A 14,328-nucleotide genomic window follows, 5' to 3' on the forward strand; every position below is an offset into this window, starting at 1 on the left:
TAGAAAAAAGTATTAAGTCGGTCACGTGATGTAATTTCTTCACAGTGATTCATAAAATTTTTGGAATAACCATTGTGTATCCACTGGCCCAGGAGCCGCTTCGGGATGAAATTGCACAGAAAAGAAAGGGTATTTTTGATGTTCAATCCCAGCTATGGAATGATCATTTAAATTACGAAAAAGAATATTCCAATCTTTCGGTAAAGTCTGCTCAGCAATCGCATAGCCGATGGTTTTGTGAAGTCAGATAACAACGCTGTGTCGACAAATGTAAACAAGGCTGATTTTGCGAACGATGACCAAAGGCCAACTTATAGGTTTGTGCCCCGGCCGCCAAAGCCATCAATTGAGTGCCTAAACAAATACCAAAACAAGGTTTTTTCAAAGCCAATACTTTACGTTCGTGCACCGCAGCGGATCACCCGGACCATTGGAAATAAAGACGCCATCAAAGGCTTCTTCACTATAATCATAATCGTACGGAACACGTTTTATTTGGATAGGAAATTGCTGTAAACAACGCAGAATATTCTCTTTAATTCCACAATCGACGACAATAATTTTTTTATTCCCTTGTCCAAAATACTCTGGGGTACGAATACTTACTTGCTCCACCCAGTTGATGGCATCAAACGCGACAAATTCACTTTGCGGTTGCGCATAAGGGGTGATTATCCCGGGTACTACGCCGTGACCACGCAGTGTGTGCGTCAGTGCCCGAGTATCGACTCCCAACAAATACGGAATGTCTTGTTGATCGAGCCATTGCTGTAAAGATTGTTCCGCTTGATAATGCGTAGGAAACATGGCTAATTCAGAAAGAATGACGCCTTTGACTTGTATTTTGCGTGATTCCCACGTTGTTTGTGCCGCAACACCGTAATTTCCAATCAATGGATACGTAAAACAAAGTATTTGTCCGGCGTAAGACGGATCGGTGAGTGATTCAACATAACCCACCATTCCGGTATTAAAAATGACTTCGCCATGACATTCTTGCTGCAGTCGTGCCGCCGAAGCCAAACCCGAGTAACGTTCGCCACTTTGTAAATAAAGCTGTGCTGGAATTAATGAAGACATAAAAATTTTCGTTGATGATAGTCTAAGGCTAAAAAAGGATTCCACATCATTCCTGTTGCCGATAAGGCTACGTCCGCGCCTGCATCGAGAAATTCAATAAAATGTTCGGGTGCAGTAATTCCACCCATGCCCACAATTGCTAATTGCAAGTGGTGGTGTTGATTATAGGCTTGTAAACGACGGATAAAAGATAATGCTAAGTCTTTAATTGGATAGCCACTCACACCACTGATTAAACGTTTTCCAAAAACAGGTTGTTGCACTGAATTTAAAACCCGCATCGGTAATGAGTTGACTGCACTCAGTCCTTGTGCACCGGCTCGTGCCACCGCCTGCAACAGCGTAGCCAATGAATAAGATTCAGGTAACCAACCAATTTTCACCAGCGATGATGTGTCATATGATTCGATTATCCTGCTTGTGCTTCGCTTTGCATTTCCACATCTTTCATCGTTAAGCGAACCCGCCCTTGTCTATCGACTTCCAGTACTTTCACTTTAACGATTTGTCCTTCTTTCACTTTATCGGTGACATTTTCAACGCGTTCATTCGAAATTTGCGAGATATGCACTAATCCATCCCGTCCGGGTAAGATATTAACAAACGCACCAAAATCCGTCAGCTTGACAACCGGCCCTTCATAAATACGACCGACTTCGACTTCTGCAGTGACTTTTTTAATTCGATCCAGGGCCGCTTCACACGCTTGTAAATTCGAAGTAGAAATACGCACCAACCCATCGTCACTAATATCGATTAACGTGCCGGTTTCTTCGGTAATGGATCGGATTGTCGCACCGCCCTTACCAATTAAATCACGAATTTTATCCGGATTAATCTTCAACGTGGTAATACGGGGGGCGTAGGGTGAAACCTCAATCCGCGGTAAAGGTAACACGTTGTTCATGACACCCAGAATATGATGGCGCCCTTCTTTTGCTTGTTCTAATGCCGCACGTAAAATCTCTTCCGTAATCCCATCAATTTTGATATCCATTTGTAATGCAGTAATCCCTTCCGCCGTGCCCGCTACTTTAAAGTCCATATCGCCTAAGTGATCTTCGTCACCCAGAATATCGGTCAGAACGGCAAAACGTTCCGCTTCTTTGACTAAGCCCATTGCGATACCCGCGACCGGTTTTTTCAAAGGCACCCCCGCATCCATCAAAGCAAGACTCGCACCACAGACGGTCGCCATCGAACTCGAACCATTGGATTCTGTAATCTCCGAAACGATACGTAACACATAAGGAAAATCGGATTCGCTGGGTAATACGGCCCGCAAAGCGCGTTTCGCTAAATTACCGTGACCAATCTCACGTCGTTTTGGACTGCCGACTTGACCCGTTTCTCCAACACTGTAAGGTGGGAAATTATAGTGCAGCATAAAGGTTTCACGCCCTTCACCATCCAGTGCTTCAACTATTTGTGCATCCCGATCAGTACCTAAAGTAGCCACCACAATTGCTTGAGTTTCGCCTCGTGTAAACAAAACGGAACCATGCGTACGGGGTAAAAATCCAGGAGAAATAGTGATAGGCCGGACCGTTTTTTGATCCCGTCCATCGATTCGTGGCAATCCATTTAAAATACGTTCACGCACACAACGTTCTTCAAGCGCCGCAAGGCAATCAAGAACCGCTTTTTCGGTAACTCCTTTTTCTTCATCCATCCATTTTTGACACGCTTTTTCTTGCAACGCATCCAATTGCGTTTTGCGACTGATTTTCTCAGCAACCTGATAGATGCTTTCTAATTCCGCCTGCGGCTGAGAGGCTTCTGGCGTAGACCATTCCCAAGAAGGATTTCCCGCTTCAGCAACCAATTCTTTAATGGCTTGAATAGCCGGTTGCATGGTTTGATGCCCAAACAGAATTGCGCCTAACATGGCGTCTTCTGAAAGTTCAGCGGCCTGTGATTCGACCATCAATACCGCACTTTCCGTTCCAGCCACCACTAAGTCAAGCTCAGAGTTTTCCAGTGCCTTGAACGTTGGATTCAGTTGATATCCACCTTTTATGTAACCCACTCTCACCGCAGCAATTGGCCCCTTAAAAGGTAAGCCTGACAAAGCTAATGCTGCCGAAGCGCCTAACATCGCTGGGATATCGGCATTGATTTCGGGATTAGAAGACAGTACTGTCGCGACAATTTGCACTTCATGACGGAAGGTTTCTGGGAAAAGAGGGCGAATCGGACGATCAATCAATCGCGAAGTCAAAATTTCTTTTTCCGTTGGGCGGCCTTCTCGCTTAAAATAGCCTCCCGGTACCCGGCCGGCGGCGTAACTACGCTCTTGATAATGGACCGTCAACGGGAAAAAATCGCTGGGTTTCTCATGGGGAGAGGGTTTACGCCCAACCACCGTGACTAACACGGTGGTACCCTCTAACGTCACGACCACGGCGGCCGTTGCTTGACGAGCCACTGTCCCTGTTTCGAGGGTGACTTGGTGTGTACCGAGTTCAAATACTTTCTTTAGGGGTTTCATTAACACGCTTACCTTCCTTCAACAAGAACAAAATGGGCTAAACAATTCAGCCGCTTAAGACAAAAAATAACATCAATCACAGAGTCGAGCGTTTTCACACTCGACTCTTCATGAGGTGACAAAAAATCACGCAGGGTGACTAAATGCACAAACAGAAAAAGGCCTCATAAAGACCTAAATTACGAAGAAAAATCCATCGATCGTTAACCACGCAAACCGAGTTGTTTAATAAGGTTAGAATAACGCTGAGTATCTACTTTTTTCAGATATTTTAACAATCTACGACGTAATGCGACTTTCTTCAGCAAGCCTTGTCGTGAATGATTATCTTTTTTTATGGGTTTGGAAGTGGCCATTGAGTAGTTCAATGGACTTAGATAACAAAGCGACCTGGACTTCGGCTGACCCGGTGTCTCCTGGTGCACGCTGATATTTTTCCACAATTTCACTTTTAACCAACATAAAACCTTCTACCTCTTCTTAATGAATGTCGCTATTGTATGCATAATTGCTGTGGCTGACAAGGTTTATTTATCATAAATTAAGATCATAAGATACCTTTTTTTCATGAGGAGTACGAATAAGACTGACAAAACTTTTTATCAGAAGTATCCTCTGTTTTCCACGACCACTTGTTAAAAAGTAGGTGTTAAGCCGACATAAAAATTTTCGAAGCGCTTCGAAACGGTTTTAGCCTTAAAATTGCTTATTATTCGTCTTTACTTCAGCTTCAATACCAGAAATAATAGGCCCTCGCTAACAAAATCATCACCGATCAAGAAAGTGAATAACGATATGAAAAATACTAGCATCAGTGTCATTCTGAAGGGGTTAATGGCGGAGCTGGGGATCAATGAATCGGAACTTGCGCGACGCACAGGGATTGGGCAGCCTGTAGTGATAACCCAAAGGTTGCGACATTAAGCCCAATTGCAAACTTCTTTGCAATTTCCATCAGCCAGTTGATCGGTGATGAACCCTTGCCCGCAGACCGAATCCCCGGAACCTTCAATCCGGATGCACAAGGCTGGCGTCAGTTACCGGTTTTATCTTGGAATCAAGCCATTACCTGGCCTAACCTGCCGATAAAATCGAATCCTTTACCGACGATATCCACTGACATTGAGCTGAGTCCGCATGCCTACGCCCTGGCTGTGCGCGATACCACCATGGAACCACGCTTTCCAGAAGGAACCGTCCTCCTGATTGAACCGAAATTACAGCCGAGTAATTTAGATTTTGCAATCGTTCATATCGAAGGGCATGAACTCCCCAATTTTAAACAAATCCTAATTGATGGTGATCATATCATTTTAAAACCATTGAATTCCGATTTTAAAACCTTCCTCTTGGACAGACCGCATCGTTTTTCATTTACAACAATTCATTTGAATTATTAATCGCGGTGATTCTTTCCGCACAGGCAACCGACAAAGCCGTCAACAAGGCCACTGAACGATTATTTTTGGTGGCCAATACTCCAGAAAAAATCCTAGCGTTCGAAAAATATTATTAAAACGTGCGCGATTTTGGTCAGCGATTACGCTTCTTGCGTTCCTGCACAACGTGAAGCCCTCGAAACGCTCCCGGGTGTCGGTCGAAAAACCGCAAACGTGGTCTTAAACGTTGCCTTTGGTCAACCCACACTTGCTGTCGATACACATATTTTTCGTGTCGCTAACCGCACTGGCTTAGCTAAAGAAAAAACACCGCTTGCGGTAGAAAAAAAACTTCTTGAACGCATCCCTCAAAATTACCTGATGTCGGCGCATCATTGGCTTATCCTTCATGGACGATACACCTGTTTAGCACGTCAGCCACGGTGTGGATCTTGCTGTCTTGCAGACTTATGTGCATTCTCTCGCACCGCACTCAAATCAGCGTAAATTAGCTAAGATTTGTGCGGCACCCTGCGCTAATAATCGTTGCGCCACGAAAACGCCCAGTTCCTCTGCCTCTTCAATCGAGCGAGCGGCCTGCGCTCTAATTTGTAATTTTCCATCAGGTGTGGCGACTAAACCTTGTAAATGGAGTGATTGATCGTCGATACACGTCGCATACGCTGCGATTGGAACTTGGCAACCCCCGTTTAAAGTACGGCTTAATGCGCGTTCTGCGGTGACACAACGCTGAGTGGGCGCATGATTAAGCAGCTCAATGAGTGCTCTAACTTGCTTATCGTCTTCACGACATTCGACGCCTAACGCACCTTGGCCTGGAGCCGATAAAAAATCTTCGATATTTAAGTATTGCTGAATAAAAGCGGTTTTCTGTAAGCGCAGGAGACCCGCCGCGGCCAGAACAATAGCATCGTACTCACCCTGCATCCACTTTGCTAAACGCGTTTCAACATTGCCACGCAGCAATTTCACCGCAATATCCGGGCGTAAAGAGTGAATTTGAGCTGGGCGTCTCAGACTCGAAGAACCTAAGCAAGCCCCTTGCGGTAAAGTGTTTAATGTCATCCCAGGCAATGCCACCAAAACATCTCGCGGATCATCACGTCGACAAATCGCACCCAAAAATAAACCCGGTTCCAAATGCATAGGAACATCTTTCATCGAATGCACCGCCAAATCGGCTTGCCCAGACAGTAAAGCTTTTTCTAATTCTTTGACAAACAGTCCTTTGCCACCAATTTTGTTTAAAGCAATTTGTTGACGTCTATCCCCTTCTGTCACGAAAGGGAGTAATTCAATACGTAATTGAGGAGCGCGTTGTTCGAGTTGTTGTTTGATAAAATTCGCTTGCCAATAGGCCAGAGGACTTTTTCGGGTCGCGATTCGCAGACAGGCTTTGGCTTTCAAGTGATGAATACCTTAAGAACGTTCGTGCAACATACGTTGCAATTCACTCATCCGTTGATCTTTTTCTTTCCATAATGCATCAAGTTTCCGTTGAAAACGAACACGAAAGGAACGATCGTGCTGATAATCGCCTCGATACTCCTGAGTAATGGCTATAGGCTGAACGTGGACCACAATCTTTTTTATTTTTCCTCTTAAAAACTCCCACAAACTCTTTTTTTCCGCCGGGTAGACAATGGTCACATCTAAAATTGTAGTAAAGACATCGCCTAACACCGTTAAACTAAATGCAATCCCAGCCGCTTTAGGATGTAACAAATGTTGATATGGCGATCGTTGTGTCACGCGCTTTTCTTCAGTAAAACGTGTCCCTTCAATAAAATTCGCTACGGTCGTGGGGATCGCGCGGAATCGCCGACAAGCGCGCTTCGTCTCTTCTATATCTTTATTTTTTCGTTCCGGATGCTTCGCTAACGTCGATTTACTCGGTCGATGCACGAAGGGAAATCCCAATAACCAACACGCCCAACTCGCAAAAGGTAAGGTCCAAAGCAGTTCTCTTTTTAAGAAAAACTTTAACGGCGGGATCTTGTGATTAAAAATACGCTGCAAAACCAAAATATCGGTCCAAGATTGGTGATTGGCCACAAGCAGATACCAATGATGTGGACTTAATTTTTCAAGACCGGTCACTTGCCACTCAATGGGGGTTGTCACTTGTTGTAAATAATAATTGGTTTGGATCCAATAAACTGGCAAACGCTCCATAATTTGTTTACACATCCGCTGCCAGCATTTAATCGGAATAAGATAACAAAACAAGCCAAATAATGCGAGCGGGATAAACCACAAGATAAGAATAACCAAGTAGAGTATCGCAACCACTGTGGCTCTTAAATGACTTAGTAATGACATGATGACTTAGAATAAAAAGGGGGACCCTAACTATCACCGTTGTTTAGAGTTTTATCCGCATAAAAATAAGGTAGTAGGCGTCCTCATGAATAAACGATAACTTCATTTCGCTGTTAAGCATTGGTTTTTTCAAACCAACGACTTGTATGATCGATCAATTTACGCCATACGCCCCCTTTACTTACCTCTTCTAAAGCAATCAAAGGCGCTTGCGCGATTGTCTTATCATTCAATACGACTTGGATTTCACCGACTTTTTCACCTTTTTTAATCGGTGCGGATAAGTTAGGAGTGAACGTTAATTTATTCTTCATTCCGCTGTTTCGCCCGACAGGAACCGTAGCATACAGGCCACGTGCCACGCCCACCGAAACCCGTGATCGATCACCAAACCAAATTCGTGCCGTCGTTAAGGGCGTATTTGCGTTATATAGTTTTACCGACTGAAAAAAACGGAAGCCATAGGTTAATAATTTCTGGCTATCTTGTGCACGCATTTCATCAGAAGGTGCGCCCATCACAATTGAAATGAGACGCATATTGTCTTTATGACCCGAAGCCGCTAAACAATAACCCGCTTCACTCGTATGACCGGTTTTAATGCCGTCGACATTCGGATCACGCCAGAGCAAACGATTGCGGTTAGCTTGTCGAATTCCATTATAGGTAAACCATTTTTGTGAGTACCATTTATAGTCTTCTGGAAAATCGAGAATTAAGGCACGTGCTAAAATCGCCATATCACGTGCTGAACTGTAATGGTTTGGATCCGGCAAACCATCGACATCGACAAAATGAGTTTGCGTCATACCTAAATGAGCTGCTTCTTGATTCATTAAACTCACAAAGGATTCTTGACTTCCCGCAATGTATTCAGCCATTGCCACACACGCATCATTTCCGGAGTCAACAATAATACCCTGCATTAAGTCACGGACAGGTACTTTATCCCCCACTTTCACAAACATCTTAGAACCACCGGTTTTCCAAGCCGATTCACTAATCATCACCGGATCATCTAGATGAATTCTTCCTTCTTTGAGCGCCTGTGAAATGACATAAGAAGTCATCATCTTCGTCAAACTGGCCGGAGCTAAACGCTCATCAATATTGTGACTCGCCAGAATATGGCCACTATACGTATCCATGAGCAAATACGCTTTCGCATCGACATTGGGCGCAACCGGCGTTAACGTCGGTGACGCGGCAGACGGTGCGGTAATGGGAATGATGGGATCAGCCTGGGTAAGCGGGCTCATCACAACAAACACCATTGCCAAAAAAGAGGAAAGAAATAAACGTGGCTTAGACATACTAGGGCCCTAGTTAACAAAGAATAAAAGTCAAATCATTATCACAATCTGCTTTATTGTAATGCCTGAGCAAGATACTGCAAGCGGGAAATTTAATAAGAAACTGGCTAATCTCTAAAAAAGATTGTGTTCAGATTTTCTTTTTCTCGTGTTACGATCCATTCAAACCAACGTTTAGGGTTGTTTTCACGGCAGTGATACATCGAAAGTATCACGTATCATCTTTAAATAGGGAATTGTTCGATGATCGTAAAAAAATATTCCATTCAGTGAGCCTGGCCAATACCTTCACTCAGCTAAGTCTATTTGCCACTATTTTTGCATTTAAGTCGAACTTAAATGGTATTGGTGTCTTCTTCGAGCGCTCTTTAGCTTTCATTTTGTTTCCTTTTTCCATTGCGCCCGATGCCATCGCAGCGGCTTTATCTTTTTTAAGTTATGCGCTCACTACACATCGCAACTTTGGTGCTTTCGTTGACTTATTTTACACGTCCGCCAAAACTTCATTCGTTTTTACAGCCGTTTTTGCCAATATTTCTCTGTTTGCGGTCAATAACCTGTTTATTGGGGCGGTCGGATTAGGCATATTGTACCACGCAAGTCTTGTTATCTATAAAGAATATCAATGGTTTAAACTTTCGAAAATGGCGCCTACCTTACAAACAGAGCTGCGTAGAGAAGTTTATAAACGAAATGTTATCGATAATACTTTAGGTGTTAATCGGCTTAATTGCACTGGCTGCCATTTTCGTAACTATCATTTTTGCTAAAATACTGAGCGTGCCTATGGTTGCCGCCATCGGAATCGGTGCGGCCATTAGCCTCCCCATTCTAGGGGGACTGCTCATTTATCGGAGCCTATTTTCATCCCAAAAAATCGAATTCTCTAATCGTTTTAATGACGATCCAATCAGTGAGAGCACCCAGGAAAAAATCCCGTTGTTGTCTAACTCGAACAAACATACAATAACCCCAGCAGCCGATATCTGTGAAGATAGGCCGGTACCCACTGATGCAAATAATAATTATTATTATCGAGCGTTTCGCAGTGCGCAATTCACAGGAGACTTCACCACGGATAAAGCTTTTTTAGAGAAAGAAATTTTTATTAAAAAAATCAATTGCAGGCACAAATCGAAACCAGCAAGCAAACAATCAAAGAAAAGATTTGGCCTCAAAGACACAAGCATTTAGCAAAAATGAATTTTTTCACCCAATTACAGAATCATTTGAAAAATGATTTTACTGAAGCTGAAACGGTAGCGATTGACCCGCATACTGTGGTGAATGATCGATCAAAAAGTGCGGCCAACGATCCATCTCATATTCTAGCTGTGGCACCTCAAGGGGCTTTTCAATCCTTTTTTCGGCAAGGTCAGTGATACCGAAGATCTTGCCGAGGCCGTCCGTTTATTTAGTGAAAATCGCCGATAAGATCAGAAGCGCTGGAAAGTGGACAAAAAGATGGGTTTTTGCCTAGTTCGATCTCAAATCACCTCCTCAATTTGCTATTTTTGGGTCTAAATTCAAGGGATAGCGTCTAAACAAACTAGTTTAGGCTTTTTTACAAAAACTCTCTTTACTTGTTGTCGCATATTCGGTATTTATTAACCGAATATGCTATTGAAAAAAATAACAACGATCGTTCTCGCCGGCCTAACAACGCTTGTATCGCTGGGAGGGCTTTTTTTGCCCAACGAAGGGCAAAGCGCATTAGCAACTACTTTGGCTAAGCCGTCCGCTCACCCAGTCAAAATTGAAATAAAAGGACTCAATCCTGATTTGACCGTGCAGGTGACCGCGCAACTGCAGTATCGTCTTGAGGCGCTCGCTCGTCCCCTGACAGTAAAGACTGTCCAGCATTGGCATAAACAAGCGACAGACGTCATCCAAAGAACGCTTGCCCCCTATGGTTATTTTACCCCGACTATCACTTCATCATTGGTTTATCGCCCCCCAGTCTGGTTAGCTACCTATCAAATTAAATTAGGCCAGCCTGTGCGTATTACCCGCTTACACCTTTCTTTACAAGGAAACGGTATAGATAATGCTGTTTTAAACAGACAAATCGAACAAATTTCTTTACATCAAGGCGATATTTTTGTTAGCGCTGATTATGAAGAGATGAAACAACAACTCTTGAATACCGCCGTTGCCCAAGGTTATCTTTCTGCTTATTTTGCAACACGTCAAGTTATCCTGAATCGCCAGACGCATCAGGCAGAAATCAATTTAATCTTAGAAACCGGACCACATTATTATTTTGGACCGATTCATTTTAAACAATCCATTCTTGATCAAGCATTTTTAATGCGTTATGTCCCCTTTAAGGTAGGCGATCCCTACTCCTCAGATCAAGTGCTCGCCTTACAAAATCAACTTAATCAAAGTGGTTACTTTCAGCGTATTTCTGTCAATGACCTTCAAATTGATAAGCAGTCCTCGCAAAGTATTCCTTTAGTTTTTAACTTAACACCGAACCGAGCTCAAAAGTACTCTGCGGGGATTGGATTCAGTACCGATGTGGGGATTAAAGGAAACTTAGGTTGGCAATCCCGTTATCTTAATCGATGGGGACACACCCTAAACATCATGAGCCAACTGTCAAAAGTACAAAATAGCCTGCAAGCTATTTATATGATACCTGGCTCTCAACCTAATACAGATAGTTACAATTTTAATTTCGCGATTGTTAAAAAAATACTGTCCCAATCAAAAAGTATCAAACAGCAAATTGGGTTTTCCAGCCGCAGCGAATGGCAACAATGGCAACGTAATCTTTTTATTAATTATCAAATCGAACGTTTTAATTATACTGATCAACCAGGCGCAATTTCCCACCTCCTGACACCCGGTATTAATTTTTCACGCACTGCCTTTGAAAATACTTCTTATCCTTTGAGCGGATATCGTATTAATTTTAGTACGCAAGGCGCTGTAAAAAACATATTATCGAATATCAGTTTTTTGCAAGCTCAAATTCAGGGTAAGAAAATTTTGAGTTGGAATGACCAAAGTCGTTGGCTTGTCCGTGGAGATTTCGGCTTTACCCTAACCTCCGATGGTAAATCCTCTTTCCCGCCTTCCCTACTCGTTTTATGCCGGGGGCAGTCAAAGTATCCGCGGCTATTCCTATCAACAGTTAAGCGGGCTCTATTTGGCGACGGCCAGCATTGAGTATCAACATCGTATTTTTGGTTCTTTCTACGGTACAACTTTTTTTGATACAGGCAACGCCTGTGATCAACTGCCCATGCATCTATATCACGGCGCAGGTATTGGTATTGTCTGGGCTTCTCCTTTTGGAGCGATTGAATTATCGGTTGCCAAAGCGCTTAATTACCCTGGCCATCCAGTCAGAATACAGTTTAGTATGGGAAGTGACTTATTATGAAAAGACACTTTATCGGCTTCTGGATTAGCACACTGTTTTTGCTTAGCTTCAGCGTGAGCACACTGTATTTTCTGACCAATACCCAGCAGGGTTTGATCTTACTGAGTCACTATGTGCAAAAAAAACTGCCTGGGCAATTAACGATTGGAAAACTAGAAGGCAAACTGCTCGGCCCCTTACATTTAACCTCGCTACATTATCAAAGTTCGGAGTTACAGCTCGATATTCCCTCGCTTACCCTAGATTGGGATCCGTCTGCACTTTTACACGGTCGGTTCGCTATCCAATCTTTGAAGATTGATCATCCTATTGTGACAATAACCCTCAAAAATAAATCTTTTTCTGCGCCAAATCATGCCAACATTGAATTCAAAAAACCCTGGCTACTACATTTTATTCAATTAGACGCCTTCTCAATCCAGCACGCGGTCATTCACTGGAATGAAAACACCTTAACGCTGAATGGTCTTTTAGATAAACAATGGCGTTTGACCGGAAAAGTGCATATTGCCAATCTAAAATCCTTTTTTACACAGAGTGCAGGCCAGCTTGATGTCTATGGTTCACTAACGGGTGAACGAGCTGATCCTGTCATCGAGATAACGATGCCGACCACCACCCTGCAATGCCAAGACCAATCTTTTCCAAGGAGTACAAGCAAAATTTTATTTAGATACGGCGCACACATCCAGCTGGACCGGGGAAATCAAATTAAACAAACTCAAAAAACAAGCTTTATCTTTCAATCACTTACAACTTAATTTAGAGGGACAGCTTCAACCTTTTTCTTTACGTGGAGCACTGCCTTCTTTTAAGCCACTTCGCTATCGATACAACGGCACAGGGTTGGAAAATCTCGCTTGATACCGATTCCAAGGTCACCGCACAACAACTCCATTTTTTAGCAGAATTGCCCCGAATTAAACAACATGTTTATTCACTTAAACACCAAACCGGACAAGGTCATCTTTCACTGAGTTTAAACACGTTAGATTATTTAAAATTCATACCACTGATCACTCACCCGCGAGGATCTGTCAACGCACGATTAGATTTTTCAGGTGCCTTGCTAGCCCCCACGTTTCGTTTTTCTGCTAGTTTGCAAAATGGACAAGTCCAAGTACCCGATTTAGGACTCGATCTGAAACAAATCAATTTTGCCTTCCAAACCCATGAAAATCAGCTCCAAGGATTTGGTTATTTGCAATCCGGTAAAGGATTATTGAATTTCAGTTCTACCACACAATTGAATCAAGCCGATCTAGTAAGCCAAATCACCATTCAGGGGAAACAAGTGATGATTTACAATACCCCTGAATATAAAATTATCGCTTCGCCCGAACTCAGTATTGACGCAAACACACAGTATTTACATACGTCCGGTGAAATTGTCTTCCCTGAAGCGCAAATACACATTGATAATCAAACCATGCACCTTGCTGAATTGCCGGACGATATTATTTTTGTCAACCCGCAAGATCAAACGGAAAATAAATTACCGTCCCTGCCTTTTCGCTACAATAATCAAGTTAATTTAGTATTAGGCGATGCCATTCATTTTAGCTATCGTGGTCTACAAGCCCATGTCACCGGTCGTTTAGCGGTTCAACAACGGACAGGCCATCCTACCCTTGCAACCGGTGAATTAGCGTTGACACAGGGGGATTATCATTACTATGGGCAAACCTTAACATTAGACGCCGACTCTTTACTCCGCTTTGTTAATAGCCCGATTGATGACCCCAATTTAAATATTTCAGCCAGCAAATCGGTAGCTGTTTTCCCCGATAATTCAAAAGAATCAAAAATTGGGTCATCCCAGTTTATTAACACAGCGTTGCAAACTCAAACACAAGCGATTCAAACCACGGTACGTGTGCATATTCAAGGACATTTAAAAAATCCTAAACTGGCTCTCTCGGCTGAGCCAGCCGATGCCATCAATTCTCAGCTAGATATGTTGTCTTATCTAATATTAGGGAGTTCAAGTACGCAACTCAGTCCGGGAAGAGGAACTGAGCGCGGCCACTCACTACAAAATAAAGTGGAGCAATTTCTTGATAGGGCACAAAAAAGCATAGGCATTGATCAATTAACGATTGGCAACAATCCAATTTTCAATCCAGAAAAAACACGTTACAGCAAAACACATCATTGATCATTCGAAAAAAATTCTCACCACGGTTAGATGTTTCTTATAGTGTGGGTTTATTAGAGCCAATTAACATTTTACAAATCAATTACCTACTGAATAAGCATTTTTCATTGCAAGCGACGAATAGTAGCTTTGCAAGCGGCATAGATTTAATTTATAACTTTGAAAAATAG

At 42.9% G+C, this 14,328-nt stretch carries 19 protein-coding genes and 1 pseudogene; 10 read left to right on the forward strand and 10 right to left on the reverse strand.

Features of this window, described 5'->3' with window-relative positions:
- Positions 1–39: 39 nt before the first annotated feature.
- The 7 genes from S3O_RS20340 to S3O_RS20635 all read right to left on the reverse strand — a co-directional run bounded on the left by S3O_RS20340 (position 40) and on the right by S3O_RS20635 (position 4,033).
- Positions 40–231 (reverse strand): glutamine amidotransferase-related protein, encoded by a 192-nt coding sequence (locus tag S3O_RS20340; RefSeq protein WP_202798017.1) that lies wholly within the window; start codon positions 229–231, stop codon positions 40–42.
- A complete protein-coding gene (locus S3O_RS19510) occupies positions 212–409 on the reverse strand; it encodes a glutamine amidotransferase-related protein (RefSeq protein WP_202798004.1) in 198 nt (65 codons plus the stop codon). Before S3O_RS19510 ends, S3O_RS20340 begins: the two co-directional genes overlap by 20 nt.
- Positions 382–1,080, reverse strand: a complete 699-nt coding sequence (locus S3O_RS13585; protein WP_202798005.1) for a carbamoyl-phosphate synthase domain-containing protein — start codon at positions 1,078–1,080, stop codon at positions 382–384. Before S3O_RS13585 ends, S3O_RS19510 begins: the two co-directional genes overlap by 28 nt.
- A complete protein-coding gene (locus S3O_RS0103715; protein ID WP_010597720.1) occupies positions 1,068–1,463 on the reverse strand; it encodes a beta/alpha barrel domain-containing protein in 396 nt (131 codons plus the stop codon). Before S3O_RS0103715 ends, S3O_RS13585 begins: the two co-directional genes overlap by 13 nt.
- Before the next feature lie 26 nt (positions 1,464–1,489).
- Positions 1,490–3,571, reverse strand: coding sequence for a polyribonucleotide nucleotidyltransferase (gene pnp, locus S3O_RS0103720; RefSeq protein ID WP_010597721.1), 2,082 nt, complete (start codon positions 3,569–3,571; stop codon positions 1,490–1,492).
- Positions 3,572–3,774: 203 nt separating this feature from the next.
- Positions 3,775–3,927, reverse strand: coding sequence for a 30S ribosomal protein S15 (locus S3O_RS20630; protein WP_456238846.1), 153 nt, complete (start codon positions 3,925–3,927; stop codon positions 3,775–3,777).
- Positions 3,896–4,033, reverse strand: a complete 138-nt coding sequence (locus S3O_RS20635) for a 30S ribosomal protein S15 (protein WP_010597723.1) — start codon at positions 4,031–4,033, stop codon at positions 3,896–3,898. Before S3O_RS20635 ends, S3O_RS20630 begins: the two co-directional genes overlap by 32 nt.
- 518 nt (positions 4,034–4,551) lie before the next feature.
- Between S3O_RS20635 and S3O_RS19515 the strand changes: the two genes are divergently transcribed.
- Both S3O_RS19515 and S3O_RS13595 read left to right on the forward strand, forming a co-directional pair.
- Positions 4,552–4,971 (forward strand): S24 family peptidase, encoded by a 420-nt coding sequence (locus S3O_RS19515; protein ID WP_083827635.1) that lies wholly within the window; start codon positions 4,552–4,554, stop codon positions 4,969–4,971.
- Positions 4,944–5,457: pseudogene (locus tag S3O_RS13595) on the forward strand (endonuclease III domain-containing protein); the annotation flags it as partial. The gene S3O_RS19515 and the pseudogene S3O_RS13595, both read left to right, overlap by 28 nt.
- On the opposite strand, the gene hemC reads toward S3O_RS13595, so the two are convergent.
- From hemC to S3O_RS0103750, 3 genes are all read right to left on the reverse strand, one after another.
- Entirely contained in the window at positions 5,449–6,378 is a 930-nt protein-coding gene (hemC, locus tag S3O_RS0103740; RefSeq protein WP_010597727.1) for a hydroxymethylbilane synthase, read from the reverse strand. The pseudogene S3O_RS13595 and the gene hemC overlap by 9 nt on opposite strands.
- A 12-nt stretch (positions 6,379–6,390) precedes the next feature.
- Positions 6,391–7,293: an acyltransferase gene (locus S3O_RS0103745; protein ID WP_033227259.1), complete on the reverse strand. Its 903-nt coding sequence runs from the start codon at positions 7,291–7,293 to the stop codon at positions 6,391–6,393.
- A 113-nt stretch (positions 7,294–7,406) separates the two neighbouring features.
- The gene (locus S3O_RS0103750) at positions 7,407–8,606 is read right to left on the reverse strand and encodes a D-alanyl-D-alanine carboxypeptidase family protein (RefSeq protein WP_010597729.1); all 1,200 of its coding nucleotides are present in this window, start codon (positions 8,604–8,606) and stop codon (positions 7,407–7,409) included.
- Between the two features lie 236 nt (positions 8,607–8,842).
- Between S3O_RS0103750 and S3O_RS0103755 the strand changes: the two genes are divergently transcribed.
- The 8 genes from S3O_RS0103755 to S3O_RS20350 all read left to right on the forward strand — a co-directional run bounded on the left by S3O_RS0103755 (position 8,843) and on the right by S3O_RS20350 (position 14,328).
- Entirely contained in the window at positions 8,843–9,376 is a 534-nt protein-coding gene (locus tag S3O_RS0103755; protein ID WP_156792727.1) for a hypothetical protein, read from the forward strand.
- A gap of 16 nt (positions 9,377–9,392) precedes the next feature.
- Positions 9,393–9,800: a hypothetical protein gene (locus S3O_RS0103760; protein WP_010597731.1), complete on the forward strand. Its 408-nt coding sequence runs from the start codon at positions 9,393–9,395 to the stop codon at positions 9,798–9,800.
- Between the two features lie 5 nt (positions 9,801–9,805).
- Positions 9,806–9,988 carry a hypothetical protein gene (locus S3O_RS0103765; protein ID WP_010597732.1) on the forward strand — a complete coding sequence of 61 codons (183 nt, stop codon included), beginning with the start codon at positions 9,806–9,808 and terminating at the stop codon, positions 9,986–9,988.
- A 307-nt stretch (positions 9,989–10,295) separates the two neighbouring features.
- Entirely contained in the window at positions 10,296–11,783 is a 1,488-nt protein-coding gene (locus S3O_RS0103770; RefSeq protein WP_192805874.1) for an autotransporter assembly complex protein TamA, read from the forward strand.
- Entirely contained in the window at positions 11,668–12,000 is a 333-nt protein-coding gene (locus S3O_RS0103775; RefSeq protein WP_083827637.1) for a BamA/TamA family outer membrane protein, read from the forward strand. The genes S3O_RS0103770 and S3O_RS0103775 overlap by 116 nt, the downstream gene beginning before the upstream one ends.
- Positions 12,001–12,038: 38 nt before the next feature.
- On the forward strand, positions 12,039–12,761 hold the full coding sequence (locus tag S3O_RS0103780; RefSeq protein ID WP_156792728.1) for a hypothetical protein: 723 nt from the start codon (positions 12,039–12,041) through the stop codon (positions 12,759–12,761).
- A 32-nt stretch (positions 12,762–12,793) separates the two neighbouring features.
- Positions 12,794–14,158: a translocation/assembly module TamB domain-containing protein gene (locus S3O_RS0103785; RefSeq protein WP_010597736.1), complete on the forward strand. Its 1,365-nt coding sequence runs from the start codon at positions 12,794–12,796 to the stop codon at positions 14,156–14,158.
- The gene (locus tag S3O_RS20350) at positions 14,155–14,328 is read left to right on the forward strand and encodes a translocation/assembly module TamB domain-containing protein (RefSeq protein ID WP_010597737.1); all 174 of its coding nucleotides are present in this window, start codon (positions 14,155–14,157) and stop codon (positions 14,326–14,328) included. The genes S3O_RS0103785 and S3O_RS20350 overlap by 4 nt, the downstream gene beginning before the upstream one ends.

The sequence above is a fragment of the Rickettsiella massiliensis 20B genome (genome assembly GCF_000257395.1).
Classification (GTDB): domain Bacteria; phylum Pseudomonadota; class Gammaproteobacteria; order Diplorickettsiales; family Diplorickettsiaceae; genus Diplorickettsia; species Diplorickettsia massiliensis.